General features: G+C 54.2%; 17 protein-coding genes. 7 read left to right on the forward strand and 10 right to left on the reverse strand.

Annotation, left to right across the window (positions count from 1 at the left end):
- Window positions 1-12: 12 nt before the first annotated feature.
- Both dut and coaBC read right to left on the reverse strand, forming a co-directional pair.
- Window positions 13-468 carry a dUTP diphosphatase gene (gene dut, locus Q9L42_RS06070; RefSeq protein WP_349432294.1) on the reverse strand — a complete coding sequence of 152 codons (456 nt, stop codon included), beginning with the start codon at window positions 466-468 and terminating at the stop codon, window positions 13-15.
- Entirely contained in the window at window positions 449-1,663 is a 1,215-nt protein-coding gene (gene coaBC / locus Q9L42_RS06075) for a bifunctional phosphopantothenoylcysteine decarboxylase/phosphopantothenate--cysteine ligase CoaBC (protein ID WP_349432741.1), read from the reverse strand. Before coaBC ends, dut begins: the two co-directional genes overlap by 20 nt.
- An 82-nt stretch (window positions 1,664-1,745) precedes the next feature.
- Here coaBC and radC point away from each other — a divergent pair, with 82 nt between their 5' ends.
- Window positions 1,746-2,420, forward strand: a complete 675-nt coding sequence (gene radC / locus Q9L42_RS06080; protein ID WP_305909312.1) for a RadC family protein — start codon at window positions 1,746-1,748, stop codon at window positions 2,418-2,420.
- Window positions 2,421-2,448: 28 nt separating this feature from the next.
- Here the strand turns inward: radC and Q9L42_RS06085 are convergent, their stop codons facing one another.
- Window positions 2,449-3,345 (reverse strand): phosphoribosylaminoimidazolesuccinocarboxamide synthase, encoded by an 897-nt coding sequence (locus tag Q9L42_RS06085; RefSeq protein WP_305909311.1) that lies wholly within the window; start codon window positions 3,343-3,345, stop codon window positions 2,449-2,451.
- Window positions 3,346-3,363: 18 nt separating this feature from the next.
- Here Q9L42_RS06085 and djlA point away from each other — a divergent pair, with 18 nt between their 5' ends.
- Window positions 3,364-4,275: a co-chaperone DjlA gene (gene djlA / locus Q9L42_RS06090; RefSeq protein ID WP_349432296.1), complete on the forward strand. Its 912-nt coding sequence runs from the start codon at window positions 3,364-3,366 to the stop codon at window positions 4,273-4,275.
- 20 nt (window positions 4,276-4,295) lie between these two features.
- Here the strand turns inward: djlA and Q9L42_RS06095 are convergent, their stop codons facing one another.
- Both Q9L42_RS06095 and Q9L42_RS06100 read right to left on the reverse strand, forming a co-directional pair.
- Complete coding sequence (locus Q9L42_RS06095; RefSeq protein ID WP_349432298.1) at window positions 4,296-5,435, reverse strand: PilT/PilU family type 4a pilus ATPase; 1,140 nt, start codon at window positions 5,433-5,435, stop codon at window positions 4,296-4,298.
- Between the two features lie 18 nt (window positions 5,436-5,453).
- Window positions 5,454-6,491 carry a type IV pilus twitching motility protein PilT gene (locus Q9L42_RS06100; RefSeq protein WP_305909309.1) on the reverse strand — a complete coding sequence of 346 codons (1,038 nt, stop codon included), beginning with the start codon at window positions 6,489-6,491 and terminating at the stop codon, window positions 5,454-5,456.
- A gap of 212 nt (window positions 6,492-6,703) precedes the next feature.
- Between Q9L42_RS06100 and Q9L42_RS06105 the strand changes: the two genes are divergently transcribed.
- The gene (locus Q9L42_RS06105) at window positions 6,704-7,396 is read left to right on the forward strand and encodes a YggS family pyridoxal phosphate-dependent enzyme (RefSeq protein ID WP_305909308.1); all 693 of its coding nucleotides are present in this window, start codon (window positions 6,704-6,706) and stop codon (window positions 7,394-7,396) included.
- Here the strand turns inward: Q9L42_RS06105 and Q9L42_RS06110 are convergent.
- Complete coding sequence (locus Q9L42_RS06110) at window positions 7,311-8,192, reverse strand: sulfite exporter TauE/SafE family protein (protein ID WP_349432301.1); 882 nt, start codon at window positions 8,190-8,192, stop codon at window positions 7,311-7,313. The two genes, Q9L42_RS06105 and Q9L42_RS06110, sit on opposite strands and share 86 nt — an antisense overlap.
- Window positions 8,193-8,289: 97 nt before the next feature.
- On the opposite strand from Q9L42_RS06110, the gene cysB reads away from it, so the two are divergent.
- The 4 genes from cysB (at window position 8,290) to Q9L42_RS06130 (ending at window position 13,331) form a co-directional block, all read left to right on the forward strand.
- A complete protein-coding gene (cysB, locus tag Q9L42_RS06115) occupies window positions 8,290-9,279 on the forward strand; it encodes an HTH-type transcriptional regulator CysB (RefSeq protein WP_349432303.1) in 990 nt (329 codons plus the stop codon).
- Window positions 9,280-10,101: 822 nt separating this feature from the next.
- Window positions 10,102-10,542 carry a hypothetical protein gene (locus Q9L42_RS06120; protein ID WP_305909305.1) on the forward strand — a complete coding sequence of 147 codons (441 nt, stop codon included), beginning with the start codon at window positions 10,102-10,104 and terminating at the stop codon, window positions 10,540-10,542.
- Window positions 10,543-10,689: 147 nt separating this feature from the next.
- Window positions 10,690-11,970 carry a glutamate-1-semialdehyde 2,1-aminomutase gene (hemL, locus tag Q9L42_RS06125; protein ID WP_305909304.1) on the forward strand — a complete coding sequence of 427 codons (1,281 nt, stop codon included), beginning with the start codon at window positions 10,690-10,692 and terminating at the stop codon, window positions 11,968-11,970.
- Window positions 11,970-13,331, forward strand: coding sequence for a DNA recombination protein RmuC (locus Q9L42_RS06130; protein WP_349432305.1), 1,362 nt, complete (start codon window positions 11,970-11,972; stop codon window positions 13,329-13,331). Before hemL ends, Q9L42_RS06130 begins: the two co-directional genes overlap by 1 nt.
- Before the next feature lie 46 nt (window positions 13,332-13,377).
- Here the strand turns inward: Q9L42_RS06130 and Q9L42_RS06135 are convergent, their stop codons facing one another.
- The 4 genes from Q9L42_RS06135 to Q9L42_RS06150 all read right to left on the reverse strand — a co-directional run bounded on the left by Q9L42_RS06135 (window position 13,378) and on the right by Q9L42_RS06150 (window position 16,953).
- Window positions 13,378-14,049, reverse strand: coding sequence for a hypothetical protein (locus tag Q9L42_RS06135; RefSeq protein ID WP_305909302.1), 672 nt, complete (start codon window positions 14,047-14,049; stop codon window positions 13,378-13,380).
- Window positions 14,050-14,400: 351 nt separating this feature from the next.
- Window positions 14,401-14,706: a c-type cytochrome gene (locus tag Q9L42_RS06140; protein ID WP_349432307.1), complete on the reverse strand. Its 306-nt coding sequence runs from the start codon at window positions 14,704-14,706 to the stop codon at window positions 14,401-14,403.
- Window positions 14,707-14,713: 7 nt separating this feature from the next.
- The gene (locus Q9L42_RS06145) at window positions 14,714-15,991 is read right to left on the reverse strand and encodes a dihydroorotase (RefSeq protein WP_305909300.1); all 1,278 of its coding nucleotides are present in this window, start codon (window positions 15,989-15,991) and stop codon (window positions 14,714-14,716) included.
- Window positions 15,988-16,953, reverse strand: a complete 966-nt coding sequence (locus tag Q9L42_RS06150) for an aspartate carbamoyltransferase catalytic subunit (protein WP_305909299.1) — start codon at window positions 16,951-16,953, stop codon at window positions 15,988-15,990. The genes Q9L42_RS06145 and Q9L42_RS06150 overlap by 4 nt, the downstream gene beginning before the upstream one ends.
- Window position 16,954 lies beyond the last annotated feature (1 nt).

Here is a 16,954-nt window from a genome sequence, read left to right on the forward strand (position 1 = left end):
CTGTTAATCCGGCTAGTGGCGGCCGCTATGGCCAAACCCGCCTTCGCCGCGATGACTCTGGTCAAACTCGTTGACGCATTCAAATTCCGCCTGCACCACCGGCACGAACACCATTTGCGCGATGCGTTCACCTATCTCAATGGTAAAAGGCTTATCGCCGCGGTTCCAGCAGGATACGAAAACCTGGCCCTGATAATCAGAATCGATCAGGCCGACCAAGTTGCCCAGCACCACGCCATGTTTGTGGCCCAGGCCGGAGCGCGGTAACAAAACCGCGGCCAGGCCCGGATCATCGATATGTATCGCGAGTCCGGTGGGGATCAACAGCGTTTCGCCGGGCTTTAGGGTGGCAGCTTCATCGAGGCAGGCTCTCAAATCGAGGCCAGCCGAGCCCGCGGTGGCGTATTCGGGCAAGGGTATTTCATTGCCCAGGCGCTTATCCAGTCTCTTAAGCTGTATTTTTTTCATCAATCCTCTCTGCTATCAAAGCTATCAGCTGTTCCGCCAATTGTTGTTTGTCGGTCATCGCCAATGTTTTACCGCCATCGGGCCAGAAGACCTTCAGGGCGTTCAGATCGCTATCGAAACCGCCAGTTAGCTTGCCGACCCAATTTGCGGCGATCATATCCAGTTTTTTGTCGCGCATCTTATTCAGGGCGTAGGTGTCCAGATCATCGGTTTCGGCGGCGAAGCCGACTACGAACGGTTTTCTGGCTAGTGCGGCGACATCGGCGACGATGTCGGGGTTGCGTTGCAAATGAATCACGCTGTCGGTCTGTTGTTTTTTGATTTTATGGGGCTGAATTTCCGCAGGGCGGTAATCGGCGACCGCCGCGGCGCCGATATAAATATCGTAAGCAGACGCTCGCGGTACGATCGCATCGTACATCTGCAACGCGCTTTCCACGTCGATCCGTTCTATGTCGTTCGGCGCCGGCAGATTGACCGGCCCACTGACCAATGTGACCGATGCGCCGGCTTTTTGCGCGGCTTTAGCAATAGCATAGCCCATTTTGCCGGAACTGCGATTACTGAGGTAACGAACCGGGTCCAACGCTTCCCGAGTCGGTCCGGCGCTGATCAGAACCTTTTTGTTCTGCAAAGGTCGCTTGCCGGGGGGGCGAACGAGTTCGGCGCAAATGTTTTCCGCATCAGACATTCGCCCCCAGCCTATTTCTCCGCAAGCCTGTTCGCCGGCTTCAGGACCGATGATTCGATATCCTTGCTGCTGTAAGCGGGCGATGTTCTCCTGGGTCAACGCATTGTGCCACATCGCTTGATTCATCGCCGGGGCGAAATGGATAGGGCAATTGGCGGCCAGACAAAGAGTGGACAACAAGTCGTCGGCCAGGCCGTGGCTGATTTTCGCGATCATGTTGGCCGTGGCCGGGGCGATGATGATCGCATCCGCCCAGCGCGCCAGACTGATATGGTTCATCGCGTTTTCTTGCTCGGCATCCAACAATTGACTGTGGACTGGGTGGCCGGACAAGGCCTGGAACGTTAACGGGGCGATGAAGCGCATCGCCGCTTCGGTCATCACGACGCGCACCTCGATGTCGCGTTGGCGCAACAGACGGACCAGCTCAGCGGATTTATAGGCGGCGATGCCGCCGCAAACGCCTAATAAAATTCGTTTGTTAATGGCTTTTTCCCGGTACAGATAAATAACAGTTAATTATGGCAAAGGCTGGGGTAATCTTCTATGCTTAATTTCACAGATGCAAGGTAAAAGGTGCAAGGTGATGGCGATTAAAGACTGGCCCGCGGAAGAACGTCCTAGAGAAAAACTGTTACAAAAAGGCGCGTCGGCATTAACCGATGCGGAATTGTTGGCGATCTTCTTACGCACCGGTACGCAGGGAAAGTCGGCCGTTGATCTGGCCAGGGAGCTGCTCGAAGAGTTCGGTTCATTGAAGGCGTTGCTGGAGGCCGACCAGTTGCGTTTTTGTCAGGCTAACGGTTTGGGGGCGGCCAAATATGCGCAGTTACAGGCGGTACTGCAAATGGCTAGGCGCCATTTTGAGGAAATCATACAGCGGGGAGACGCCTTGACGAGCCCGGACATTACTCGCGCCTATTTGAGCGCGCAGCTGCGCGGCTATAGTTACGAGGTCTTCGCCTGCCTGTTTATGGATAATCAGCACCGGGTATTGCGTTTCGAGGAATTGTTCCGCGGTACGATAGACGGCGCCAGCGTCTATCCTCGCGAAGTCGCCAAAAAGGCCCTGCTGCATAATGCCGCGGCGGTCATTTTCGCCCACAATCATCCGTCTGGCATCAGCGAGCCCAGTCAGGCGGACCGGATGATCACCGATAAGCTGAAGCAGGCCTTAGGTTTGTTCGATATTCGGGTGTTGGATCACTTCGTCATCGGCGACGGCCTGCCGTATTCGTTCGCCGAACATGGTTTGCTGTAAAGCACGGTAGGTCGTCAAGATTGTCCGCTTAGTTTTGAGTCAGTTTGATTTCCGCTTCACGATATTTCGCCGCGCACAGCTCCGTCACCTCCGCAGGCAGTGACGGTCCCGGGGCGGTTTTATCCCAGTCCAGCGTTTCCAGATAATCGCGCAAATATTGCTTATCAAAACTCGGTGGGCTGATGCCGACCCGGTATTGCTCGGCTGGCCAAAATCTTGATGAATCGGGGGTCAGCGCCTCGTCGATCAGATATAATTCGCCCGCCTCGTCGAGACCGAACTCGAATTTGGTGTCGGCGATGATGATGCCGCGTTGCCTGGCGTAGTCGGCGGCCTCCGTATAGAGTCGGAGGCTGGCGTCGCGAACCTTTTCCGCCATGTCTTGGCCGAGCAACGGAACGGTTTCGGCAAATGAGATGTTGATGTCGTGATCGCCGACTTCGGCCTTGGTCGATGGCGTATAGATCGCTTCCGGCAGCTGCTGGGCCTGTTGCAGGCCGGCAGGCAACTGAATGCCGCATACCGAGCCGGTTTTCTGGTAATCTTTCCAGCCCGAGCCGATCAGGTAGCCGCGTACGATGGCCTCGACCGGCAGCGGTTGCAGGCGTTTGACGATGATGGCACGGCCTTTGACCTGGGCGCGGGCGTCGGCATCGGGAATGACCTGTTCCAAGGTCAGGTCGCCGGCGAGATGATTGGGTATGACGTCCTTCATCTTGTCGAACCAGAAGTTGGAAACACTGGTCAGCACACGGCCTTTGCCGGGAATCGGGTCAGGCAGAATGACGTCGAATGCCGACATCCTGTCGGTCGTGACGATCAACAAGTGGTGGGCGTCAATCTCGTAAATATCGCGGACTTTACCGCGAGCCAGCAGTTTGAGGTTGGGGATCGAGGATTCGTAAAGTGCGGCAGGAGCATTCATAATAGCTATTTTAATGGCATGATGGGACGTAATGATTCGGCGTTATTGCGTTTTTCAGTGCATGAACTTGAATCGCTACGATTAAACGACGACATTTTATCATTTAACGACGGGATTGATAGTCATATGAGTTGGTTGGGCAAGGTTGTGGGCGGCGCGTTCGGCTTTTTGCTGGGCGGGCCCTTGGGGGCGATTTTGGGGGCTTCGGTCGGCCATCAGTTCGATGCCGGCATGGAAGGGCTGGATCTTGACGAAGATCTCAGCCCCGGCGCGCAGCATCGCGTGCAAATGGCTTTTTTTACCGCGACTTTTTCGGTGATGGGGCATTTGGCCAAGGTTGACGGCCGCGTTTCCGAGGCGGAAATCAGTCTGGCCAGACGCGTGATGGACGAAATGAGATTATCCGGCGATATGCGCGAAGCCGCGATCAATCTGTTTCAGCAGGGTAAAAAGGCCGATTTTCCTCTGCAGGCGGCTTTGACGCAATTTCGTAAGGAGTGCCATCGACGCACCAACCTCATACGGATGTTCATGGAAATTCAGGTTCAGGCCGCTTATGCCGACGGCGTGCTGAATCGGAGCGAAGAGATGGTGTTGCAGAATATCTGCGCCCACCTTGGGATATCTCGTTTCGAATACGAAAGCATTAAATTGCAATTTCAGGCGCAACAGCGTTTTTACCGACAAAGCCAGCAATATCCGGGCAGGGCGTCAAGAAACCGTTTGCATGACGCCTATGCGGTATTGGGGATTGATTCGAGCGCCAGCGACGGCGAGGTCAAAAAGGCTTATCGCCGGCTGATGGGCCAGCACCACCCGGATAAACTGGTCGCTAAAGGCCTGCCGGAAGAAATGATGACTCTCGCCAAGGAAAAGACCCAACAGGTCAGGAAGGCCTACGAGACGATCAGGGAGAGTCGGGGATTGTGATATCCTGCGAAGGTCGCCTATTAATACAAGCTGCCGCCGGCGTCTTCATCGGTTTCTTCCAAGGTCATGCCGCCTTCACCTTCCAGCGTGCCGGCATTTTCGGCGCCCAACTTGATCATCAAGCGGACCTCGTTTCTGGAGTCGGCTGAATTCAATGCATCCTCATAGCTGATTTTGCCGGCGGTGTAGAGGTCGTAGAGCGCCTGATCAAAGGTTTGCATGCCGTGTTCGCGCGAGTTTTTCATCAGCTCTTTCAGCTTGTGGACTTCGCCCTTGCGGATCAAGTCGGAGACCAGCGGTGTATTCAACAGTATTTCGATCGCCGGATAACGGCCGTTGCCGTCGGCGCGTTTGATCAGCTGTTGGGCGACGATGCCGCGCAAGTTCAGCGATAAATCCATGAACAGCTGACCATGCATTTCATCGGGGAAGAAGTGTAGAATGCGGTCTATGGCTTGGTTGGCGTTGTTGGCATGCAGTGTGCATAGGCATAAATGACCGGTTTCGGCAAAGGTGATTGCGTGTTGCATGGTTTCGCGAGAGCGCACCTCGCCGATCAGGATGACATCGGGCGCTTGCCTTAGCGTGTTTTTCAGGGCGACCTCATAAGATTCTGTATCTATGCCGACTTCTCGCTGGGTGATAATGCAGCCCAGGTGTGGATGTTCGAATTCGATCGGGTCTTCGATGGTGATGATATGGCCGCTGGTGTTTTCGTTGCGATGGCGGATCAAGGCCGCCAATGAGGTTGATTTACCGGTGCCGGTTGCGCCGACGAAAATCACCAGGCCGCGTTTATGCATGATCAGTTCTTTCAGCACTGGCGGTAGATGAATGTCATCGGCCTCGGGAATTTCGCTTTCGATCCGTCTAAGCACCATGCCGGCGGCATCCCGTTGAGTGAAGGCGCTGACTCGGAAGCGCCCGAGCTTAGGGGTGCTCAGGGCAAATTGGCATTCCTTGGTGTTGTCGAATTCATCCCGTTGTCGTTGCTCCATGATGCCTAATACCACGGACCTTGCTTGCGCCGCCGTTAACGGGGTCTTAGACACTTCGACGACCTTGCCGTCGACTTTCATCGCCGGCGGTTTGCCAGCGGTAATAAACAGGTCAGAGGCCTTTTTTTGCACCATCAGTGCCAGCAGCGCATTAAAATCCATCGTTTTCTCTCCGTACGATTAGCGGAACATGTCTTTGTTGACGGCTTTGACCATCGCGATTTTGGCATTGATCATGCCCTTTTGGACCAACTCCTTCAGGTTTTGATCCAACGTCTGCATGCCCTCTTTACGACCGGTTTGAATCGCGGAGTACATTTGCGCGACCTTTGCCTCCCGGATTAAGTTGCGTATCGCCGGCGTACCCACCATGATTTCATGGGCAGCGATCCGGCCGCCGCCGATTTTTTTCAGCAGGGTCTGAGAGATCACGGCTTGCAGCGATTCCGACAGCATCGAGCGGATCATGTCTTTCTCCGCCGCCGGGAACACGTCGATGATCCGGTCGATGGTTTTCGCGGCCGAGGTGGTATGCAGGGTGCCGAAAACCAGGTGGCCGGTTTCCGCCGCGGTCAACGCCAAACGTATCGTTTCCAGGTCCCGCATCTCGCCGACCAAGATGATGTCGGGGTCTTCCCGTAGCGCCGAACGTAAGGCTTCATTGAATCCCAGCGTATCGCGATGGACTTCGCGTTGGTTGATCAGCGATTTCTGACTGTCGTGGACAAATTCGATCGGGTCTTCGACGGTCAGAATGTGGGCGTATTCGGTGGAGTTGATGTGATTGATCATCGCCGCCAGCGTCGTCGATTTACCGGAACCGGTTGGGCCGGTCACCAGGATCAACCCTCTCGGTTTCTTACAGACTTCGGCAAAGAACTTCGGCGCATTGAGTTGCTCCAGCGATAAGACTTCCGAGGGAATGGTGCGGAAAACCGCCCCAGCTCCCCGTTCCTGATTGAAGGCATTGACCCGGAAACGGGCGACATTCGGCAACGCGAAGGAAAAATCCGTTTCCAGAAATTCTTCATAATCGCGGCGTTGTTTGTCGTTCATGATGTCGTAAATCAACGCATGGACTTCCTTGTGATCGAGGGCGGGGATATTGATGCGGCGTATGTCGCCATCCACTCTGATCATCGGCGGCAGGCCGGCTGAAAGGTGTAAATCTGATGCGTTGTTTTTTACCGAAAAAGCCAATAATTCAGCGATGTCCATATAAGGGTCCCCGTGTACTTCGAATGATAAATCATGACGCCCTAGCTATCGCGGTGTTCCCTGATGGGGCGCCGATATCCAGCCGTCCAATTGCTAACATGTCGTTGTAGATTGGCGCTGGCTATAATAACGAACTATAACCATAGTTCAGTTCTTTGTTTTTTTGAAGTCGTGTTGTTTAATAACAGGCCCGATTCAATGCAAGGTTATTTATGCCAACTATAGAGCAAAGGTTTAAACGCGTCCGTTCTCAAATCAGCCATGCCGAAATTGCTGCTAACCGGCCTCGCGGCAGCGTCGCCTTATTGGCGGTCAGTAAGACTAAGTCGGCGCAGGTTGTTGCGGACGCCTACCGACTAGGACAACGCCATTTCGGCGAAAGTTATTTGCAGGAGGCGCTGACCAAGCAACAGGCGCTGGCGGGGTATGATATTACCTGGCATTTTATCGGCCCGATTCAATCGAATAAGACTCGAGCGATCGCCGCACATTTCGACTGGGTGCACAGCGTTGATCGCCTGAAAATTGCCAAACGCTTGAGTGAACAGCGTCCGGAAGGACGGCCGCCGCTGAATATCTGTTTACAGGTCAATATCAGCGGCGAGAGCAGCAAGTCCGGCATCATGCTGGCCGAACTGCCGCGCCTGGTCGATGAAGTTAAGGCTTTGCCGAATCTGTGTTTGCGCGGCGTGATGGCGATTCCGGAGCCGGAAAGCGAATATCAGCGCCAACGCCAGCCTTATCGCCAATTGTATCAAGCCGTGTCCGCATTGGGGCTGGACGAGCTGGATACCTTTTCCTTCGGCATGAGCGGCGATCTCAAAGCTGCCATTGCTGAAGGGTCGACGCTAGTGAGGATAGGGTCTGCATTGTTTGGTGAGCGCACGACTGCAGCGCGTCATTGACAAAATCCTGGGTCAACAACAGCTTGACGCCCATCAGTGAAAGCAGTGTCGCGATCACGGGACGCAAGATCCGGTCCGGCAGTTTCTTGCCCAACAGGCTGCCGAGGTAGATGGCCGGCAAACCGCCTGCCAGCAACCCTAGCAGCAAATTGAAGTCAATCGAGCCGAAATGCATATGGCCGAACCCGGCGATCGCAGTCAGGGGTACGGCATGGGCGAGGTCAGTGCCCACCACGTTGATCGGTCGTTTGTGCGGGTACATCAAAAACAGAATCGCAGAGCCGATCGCCCCGGCGCCGACTGACGACAGCGTCACGACGATGCCGAGCAGGCAACCGGCAAGCATGGTGATGATCGGGCGTTGCTGTCTGATCAGATTGACCAGAGGGTTGCGGTTATGGCGACGGTGAATAAATTCCAGCAGACGGTTCTTGATGATGATGATCACCGCGGTCAGCACCAACATGACGCCGAGCGTGCTGATGATCAGGTGATCGTAATTGACGCCGTGCGTGCGTAAGCGTTCCAGCAGCGCAATGGTCAACAGCGAGCAAGGCACACTACCGCTGCCGAGCAATAGCACCACTTTCCAATCCACCGTGCCGTTTTTATGATGAAAAAACACGCCGCTGCATTTAGTGATCGCGGCATAAAGCAAGTCGGTGCCCACTGCGATCGCCGGTGCATAGCCGAAGCCCATCACCAATATCGGCGTCATCAGTGAGCCGCCGCCGACGCCGGTTAAGCCGATCACCAGACCTACTAAACATCCCGCGCCGATATGAATCAGTTCCATCATTAACTCCGTGTCTACCTAGAGTCGGGAAAATATAACGGATATGATGTATATTGGAAAGTAATAAAATATTGTATATATATTCCAAAAAAAGATTATGAAGTTACAGCAGTTGCGCTATTTGTCTGAAATACAGCGTCAGCAATTAAACATCACCAAGGCGGCGGCCAGTCTCTGCACGTCGCAATCCGGGGTTAGCAAGCAGATCCAATTGTTGGAGCAAGAGTTGGCTATCCAACTGTTCAGGCGTAAGGGCAAACATCTCGTGGCATTCAGCGAGGTCGGTGAGGAAGTCTTGCAATTGGCCCGTGAAGCCCTCAGTAAGGTTGACGATATCCGCCAGTTGGCGAAAGAAGCCAATCAGCAAAACCAGTCTCTGATCATCGCCACGACCCATACACAGGCTCGCTATGTGTTGCCGGCGATAGTCAGCCAATTCATGCGGTGTTATCCCGATATCAATCTTCATATTCATCAGGGCACGCCGACTCAGGTCGCCGCGATGCTGGAGCGGGGGGAGGCCGATATCGCGATCGCCACCGAAGCGTTGTCCGGGCGGGAAGGCTTGTTGGCGCTGCCGTGTTATCGTTGGGGGCGCAGTATCATTACCCAGAAGCATCATCCCTTGGCCGCGCAACGCTCCGTCACGCTGGAAGACATCACTCAATATCCGATTGTCACCTATGTGCAGGGATTTACCGGTCGTTATATGTTGGACGAAGCCTTTGCCAGGCATCAATTGCAACCGGATATCGTGTTGACCGCGGTCGATGCCGATGTGATCAAAACCTATGTACGGTTGGGATTGGGTATCGGCATCATAGCCGATATGGCGTTCAGCCGTGAGCAAGATAAAGACCTTGAAACACTGGATGCAACGGCGTTGTTTGGCGTCAGCACTAGTCGGCTTGCGATCAGAAAGGACAAGTATCTGAAAGCCTATCTGTTTCGCTTCATCGAAATGTTCGCCCCGCACCTGTCGGTCGACGTCGTCAAGCAGGCCTTGGCCTGCGCCAATGACGAACAGGCGCAAGCCTTATTGGCTGATTTTTCGGTGCCTCTGTATCAATCCCTGGCGGAGCGCTGAAATAATGCCGTTAAGGAAAGCGGCCATCCGCTAGCTTGCTCCGCGGGACGCTGTAAACACATCCCTGTGCGCTTGGGGTCGGCTCCTGCCTCCCACACCCGCGGTTCAAGCCAGCGGATACCCTATCATAGCCTCTGTTGGAGCGAAAAAACTGATATTCAGGAAACGCGGGATTTGATTGGCGAGGATGTCGGGCGGCAGGGAGTCCGCCGTCCAGCCGCCAAGTATGGGTTTACCCCGCACCTAAATTCCATGGCTTTTGGCTATATTTACATTCCAGGATAGTTTAGGTGCGGGGTTCTCTCGGCAGATACAGCCCCTTGCCTGCGACAAAGTTGAGCAAAGCTTCGGACCGCAGAAATAATGCCGTTAAGGAAGGCGGGCATCCGCTAGCTTGCTCCGCGGGACGCTGTAAACACATCCCTGTGCGCTTGGGGTCGGCTCCTGCCTCCCACACCCGCGGTTCAAGCCAGCGAATACCCTATCACAGCCCCTGTTGGAGCGAAAAAAAAGCCTGATATTCAGGAAACGCGGGGTTTGTTTGGCGAGGATGTCGGCGGCAGGGAGTCTGCCGTCCAGCCGCCAAGTATGAGTTTACCCCGCACCTAAATTCCATCGCTTTTAGCTATATTTACATTCCAGGATAGTTTAGGTGCGGGGTTCTCCGCGTTCCTCGACAGACGCTCCCCAGACCCTAAACACCGCTAAAACGCTCAAACTGGGAATTGCTGGGGGTTAGGCATGGAGTGGAATCCATGCGGATAAAGTGGTACAGTTCAGCTCTTGTTATCAGTCATTTGTCAAAATATTGACGATCAATCCATGAAAAAAACGAATCTTACGATAAAAATGTTTGTTGCGCTGGCGGCTGTGTTTGTCTTCGCCGGCGCCTTGTCCGGCTGTTCAGAGGATAAGCCGAAAGTTGTCGCCAAAAAAGCCGAGCACAATCCTTTTGATCATTCTCATGGCGCCGATGTCACCGATTTAGTCAAACATAAGTTTGAGCATGATTTTGCCGAACAATGCGTCGAGCGCGAAATCAAGAATTCGGTCAACAAGACCGAGGATAGAAAGCGCTACGCGAAGCCTTGCCTTTGTATCGCGACTTACATGATGAAAGATCTGACCGCGGTGGAAGCGGAAAAATTCTTGCAGGAACACAAGGACACCCAATCTTTGAGAATCCGTTTCGAAAACGCCGCCTACCATTGTCTGCAGCAAAAGTCTCAGCCCAAATCACCGCAATTGTTCGGTAAGCGCTAAATACCCCGGCTATCCTGTTAACCGCCGAGGCGCAGAGTTCAGGGGCGGGTTGGTTTTTCAGCCCGCCGCTCTCAGGTTTTCTGTTGACACGGCAGCGGCTGATCTCAGCGTCCCCGCGATGAAGTTCTAATAATCTAAGTGAAAGCAATGACCCAGTCAGACGAATTATTTTCCCAGGCCAAAACAGTGATTCCCGGTGGCGTTAATTCGCCGGTCCGTTCATTCGGCGGCGTCGGCGGCACGCCGGTTTATATTGATCATGCCTCGGGCCCTTATGTCTTCGACAGTGACAATAAGCGCTATATCGATTATGTCGGTTCGTGGGGGCCGATGATACTCGGGCATGCTCATCCCGAGGTCATCGCTGCGGTCAAGGACGCGGCGGAAAAAGGCCTTAGTTTCGGCGCGCCGACCGAAATAGAGACCCGCATGGCTGCTAAGATCTGCGAATTGCTGCCTTCGGTGGATTTGGTGCGCATGGTCAGTTCCGGCACCGAAGCGACGATGAGCGCGTTGCGCTTGGCGCGTGGTTACAGCGGGCGTGACAAAATCGTTAAATTCGAAGGCTGTTATCACGGCCACTCCGATTCTTTGCTGGTGAAGGCCGGTTCCGGGGCGTTGACGTTGGGCGTGCCCAGTTCGCCGGGGGTGCCGGCCTCGTTGGCCGCCGATACGATCACGTTGACCTATAACGACAGCGAGGCGGTCAAACAGGTCTTTGCCGAACTCGGTGAGCAAATCGCCTGCATCATCGTCGAGCCGGTGGCCGGCAACATGAATTGCATTCCGCCGGAGCCGGGTTTCCTGGAGACCTTGCGAGCCGTTTGCGATCAATATGGCAGCGTGTTGATTTTTGATGAGGTGATGACCGGTTTCAGAGTGGGATTGCACAGCGCCCAGGGTTATTATCGAGTCACGCCGGACTTGACGACGTTGGGCAAGATTATTGGCGGCGGAATGCCGGTCGGCGCATTCGGCGGTCGTCGTGAAATCATGGAGCACTTGGCGCCGCTCGGTCCGGTTTATCAAGCCGGCACCTTGTCCGGTAATCCGGTGGCGATGGCGGCTGGGTTGAAGACGCTGGAGCTGATTTCGGCGCCCGATTTTTATCGAAAATTGAGCGAGAAAACCGAGCAGCTGGTGAGCGGCCTTAAACAGCAGGCCGCATCGGCGGGCGTCGCTTTGACCTGTAATCAGGTCGGCGGCATGTTCGGGTTGTTTTTCAGCGACGAGGAAAACATCAGCCGGTTTGCCCAGGTGATGCGCTGTGATCAGCAACTTTTCAAGCGCTTCTTTCATGCGATGCTCGATCAGGGCGTTTATTTAGCGCCTTCGGCATTCGAGGCGGGATTCGTGTCCGCGGCGCACAGCGATGCTGATATACAGCAGACTTTGGAGGCCGCAGGCAAGGCTTTCAAATCCTTGTAATGGAATGGTTGCGGGAACCCTGGCTATCGTCGCTGGCGGCCATAGCCGGTTTTCTCATCGCTTGGTTGTTAAGCGCAAGGCGCCATAGCCGACAGCGGGTGCGCGTCGCTGAGCTGGAACAGCGTTTGGCGATTAAGGCCGAAGAACAGCAACAGGTCGTCGTCAAGCTGGCCGTTAGCGAAGAAAGGCTCGCTCATTATGTGAACAAGGAGGTCGACTGTCAGCAGTTGCAGCAGCAGTTGCTCGATAGCAAAACCGCTTATGCGGAATTGCAGAGCCGTTTGCAGGAACAGCAAAAAAGCAGCGCCGAGAAGATACAATTGCTGCATGATGCTGAAAGCCAGCTGAAAACGCAATTTGAAAATCTGGCCAATCGCATTTTTGAGGAGCGTAATAAACAATTCAGCGAACACAATAAAAGCAGTATCGAGCATCTGGTCTCCCCGCTGAAACAACAACTGGGCGATTTCAAAAGCCGCCTGGAAGCGGTTTACGATAACGAAAGCAAGGATCGTATCTCACTGCGCGAGGAAATTGTTTCATTACGGCGCGATACCGCGAAAATGAATCAGGAGGCCTTGAACTTGACCCGGGCGCTGAAAGGCGACAAAAAGACCCAGGGAAACTGGGGCGAGATGATTCTGGAAAAGGTCCTGGAGCAGTCCGGCTTGCGGAAAGGCGTCGAATATGAAACCCAGAGCGCCTTCAGGGATGCGGGCAATCAATTATTCAAGCCGGATGTCATCATACGTTTACCCGAAGACAAGGATGTGGTCATCGATTCGAAGGTGTCGCTGTTGGCCTATGAGCGCTATTGTTCCGCGGAAGATGAGCAGGAGCGGCGCCAGGCGCTGAAGGAGCATGGCGATGCGATCAGACAACATATCAAGAGTTTGAGCGGCAAGGACTATGCCTCGTTGCAGGGGCTGCGCTCGCTGGATTTTGTGCTATTGTTCATGCCTATCGAGGCGGCGTTCATGGCCGCTTTTCAGGCCGACGAGCAGTTGCTCGGCGAAGCCTTAGAGCATAAGATCATCGTTGTGACGCCGACGACCTTGCTGGCGACGCTGAGAACGATACAGAATCTTTGGCGCTACGAGCAGCAGAACGAAAACGCCAAGGTCATCGCCGATAAGGCCGGTGCGTTGTACGATAAAATCAGAGGATTTGTCGAAGAGTTGGACAAGCTCGGCCAGCAGTTGGCCACGGTCAACAAGACTTATGATGGCGTCATGAATAAGCTGACCCGCGGCCAGGGCAATCTGCTGCGTCAGGCCAGCAGTTTCGAGAAGCTGGGCGTCAAGGTGAGAAAAAAATTGCCTAAGTCGCTGACCGAAAAAGCCGGTTTAGGCGAAGAATAAAGAGTGAGCTTGAGCCGGAGATATCGGAAGGTGGCTAAAACCCGATTCAACGTTTCTTGAGCACCTTAGGATGAGGCTTGAAGCCGTCTTTATTATGTTGCTTGCAGGTGGCGAATCGGTAGAGTCTGTTTTTCAGCGTGATGACGATCGTTTCAAGGTTGCCGGTTCGGCTGCAGCGGCTGCCCTTGGCCGTTTCGGCCTGACATCGAGTGGCGCTTTTCGCTAGGTCTAGCATGGCCTGTTCGCCTTTTTCCTCGGTGCTTTGCGGCTCTGGCCTTGCACCTTTGTCTTTGCTTTCTGCTGCGGTAATGGCGGTTTGCCTGATTTTTGCTGTTTGCGGCTGGCTTTCCTCTGTTTGGCGCTGCGCGGTCGCCGATTCGTCCTTGAATAAAAACCAGCCCAAAGCGACAATCAAGAATGGCAGGAAATTCAGCATCGATACATCCTGCTTGTTCGCCAACATTTCACGGTATCTGGCCGGCGTAATCGCGCTGTTGGTTGATGATTTTGCGGGGCTTTCCAGTGTCGCTTTGGCAATGACGATTTTTCTGAAAGTCTTAGCCGACGCCGCCGCTTTGGATGCAATGTCCTGCTCAACAGCCGCCTCAATGGATTGATTGCTTGCCTGTTCGATCAGCTCTTCGCCGGCTAGGACCAGTCCACCAAGCATGAAGGTGATGACGATCAATAAAATCTGCAAGTGCTTTTTTGTTTTCATTGTTCTTGGCCTTTTGAGACGTAATAAGCGAAGATTTAAGCGATGGGAATGCTGGTAAATCAGGCTTTTTCCAGGACCTCGCGAGCAAGATCAATCCTAACAAGTAATTGACCTTGGCGGGTAAAGAAAAACGTACTCACGCTTTCCCAAACGTTGAAATATCCGGGCTAATATCACCAGAATGCAATATTGACGTTATTAACAGATGACGACATGGCATTATTGAACACAGACTATCCCATATTTCCGGCGCAGGGTCTATAGCGATAAAGGAGGCAAGGCTCCATCGCTCTGTTAATATCGAGGCCGATGGAGGTTTTAGAGCTTGGAGCTAAGCAGCCAGCCGATTGCTTATTTGCTTGCGCTGTGCTCGAGAGCATAGGCGCTGAGCTTTTTTAAATCTTCCGCTTTGATGTTCGGAAACTTGGGCATCATCAATGATCCGGTTTTGACCTTATGGGCAATATAGGTAGGATTGGCGTTTTTGCTGTCGATATGGAATATGATGCCTTTTTCATCGGCTGGATGGCATTCTATGCAGGCGGCCTGATAAATTTGTTCGCCGCTGGCTTCGGGGGCTGGATCATAGTCGCGCGAACAGCCTGCGATCAAGGCGATGGCTAACGCGGATAAGGATATCGTCATTGTGCTGCGCATAGTGTCCTCAATTTGGGTAGATAATTCTGCCGGCCTGTATCGTATAAGTGACCTTGCCTTGCTGCGGCTTGTTCCAGTAAGGGGTGTTGCGTCCGGCGCTACGCCAGTTTTCTTGCTGAACCCGCCATGTTTCGTTCGGATCGAAGATGCATATGTCCGCTTGCAAGCCAGGGGTTAATGCGCCTAATGGCAGTCCCAGTATGTTGGCGGGTTTTAGTGTCAACGCGGCAATCGCCTGCGACAAATCGATGGCGTTTTGCCGGCTGAGTTGCAGAGTCAGCGGCAATAGCGTTTCCAGTGTCGAAGCGCCGGCTTCCGTTTCCGGAAAGGCGCCAAGTTTGGCGTCGATATCATGCGGCTGGTGATCCGAACAAATCGCGTCCAGGGTGCCGTTGGCCAAACCCTCGCGTAAAAACTGCAAGTCGCTCTGGGTGCGTAATGGCGGGTCGACATGATAGGCGCTGTCGAAAGGGGTCATGTCATCTTCGGTTAGGTGCAGTTGGTGGACGGCGACATCGGCGCTGACGTTCAGACCATATTTTTTGGCTTGTTGTATCTTGATGACTGAGCCTTTGCAGCTGAGACGGCTAAAATGGACTCGGCAACCGGTCAGTTTCGCCAGTTCCAGGCATTGTGCGACGGCCACCGTTTCCGCTGCGGACGGAATGCCTGGCAGGCCATAGCGACTAGCGACCGCGCCATCATGGGCGCAGCCGCCGGCATGCAATGAAGGTTCGTTGGCGTGGTAAATCAACAATAGGTCGTGGCTGTCGGCATATTCCATCGCTCGGCGCAGAATCTGCAGGTTGGCGAGCGGAATATCGGCGTTGCTGACTGCAATACAGCCCGCCTGTTTCAGTGCAAACATCGAACTGAGTTCGGCGCCCGCTAAACGTTGGGTCAGGGCGCCGATCGGATAAATCTGTTCATAACCGGCTTTTTCCGCCTTGTCCTTGATATATTCGGCGACTGCAGGCGTGTCGATGACCGGCTTGGTGTCCGGGGGCAGGCATAGCGAAGTCACGCCGGCCGCCGCCGCGGCGCGGGTTTCCGACTGGATGTTGCCCTTGCGGGTGTGGCCGGGTTCGCGCAAACGCACGCTCAAGTCGATGAAGCCGGGGCTGACGATTTGGTTTTGCGCATCGATGATCTGGTCGGGGGTAAAGTCCGCGACTTCATCGCTTAGCGAGAGGATTTTGCCGTCGGCGATGTATAGCGAGCCGATGCGGTCCCGTTGATTGGCCGGATCGATGATGCGGCCGTTGCGGATTGCGATTTTGCTCATGCGCCGCCTCCTGTGCTCTGCATGGCCATCGACATGACCGCCATACGCACTGCAATGCCATTGCTGACTTGTTCCAGGATGACCGATTGCGCGCCGTCGGCGACGCTGGATTCAATTTCGACGCCCCGATTGATCGGGCCGGGATGCATGACGATGGCGTCCGGCTTGGCCAGTCTGACCTTATCCTCGGTCAGGCCGAAACATTTGAAATATTCGCTTTCGCTGGGGAGTAGAGAGGAGTTCATGCGTTCTTTCTGCAGGCGCAGCATGATGATTACGTCGATATCGGCTAAGCCCGCTTTCATGTCGTGAAAAGGGGTGACGCCGAGTTTTTCGATATGGGCAGGCAACAACGTTTTCGGGGCAATAACCCGGACTTCTTCGGCGCCCAGCGTGTTCAAGGCCTGAATTTGCGAGCGGGCCACCCGTGAATGCAGGATATCGCCGATAATTGCGACTTTCAGTCGGCTGAAATCCTGTTTATGCTGACGTATCGTGAACATGTCCAGCATCGCCTGGGTGGGGTGGGCGTGTTGACCGTCTCCGGCATTGATGACGCTGATATGCGGCGCGCAGTTTTCGGCGATAAATTGCGCGGCGCCGCTGATACCATGCCTGACCACAAACATGTCGACATGCATCGCCTCCAGGTTTCGTATCGTATCGAGCAGACTTTCCCCTTTCGAGGTCGCCGAGGTGGCGATATTGATATTCAGCACGTCGGCGGATAAACGGGTCGCGGCCAGTTCAAAGGTAGTGCGGGTGCGAGTGCTGTTTTCAAAAAACAGATTGACGATGGTTTTACCGCGCAATAACGGCACCTTTTTGACCTGATGCTCGGACATGCCGGCAAACGAGGTGGCGGTATCGAGGATTTCATTGAGCATTTCCCGGCTGAAACCGTCGATGGTCAAGAAGTGCTTCAATTTACCTTCATCATTCAATTGCAGATTGGCGCTCATC

Origin of the sequence: Methylomarinum sp. Ch1-1 (assembly GCF_030717995.2) — a bacterium.
In the GTDB taxonomy this organism is placed as follows: Bacteria; Pseudomonadota; Gammaproteobacteria; order Methylococcales; family Methylomonadaceae; genus Methylomarinum; species Methylomarinum roseum.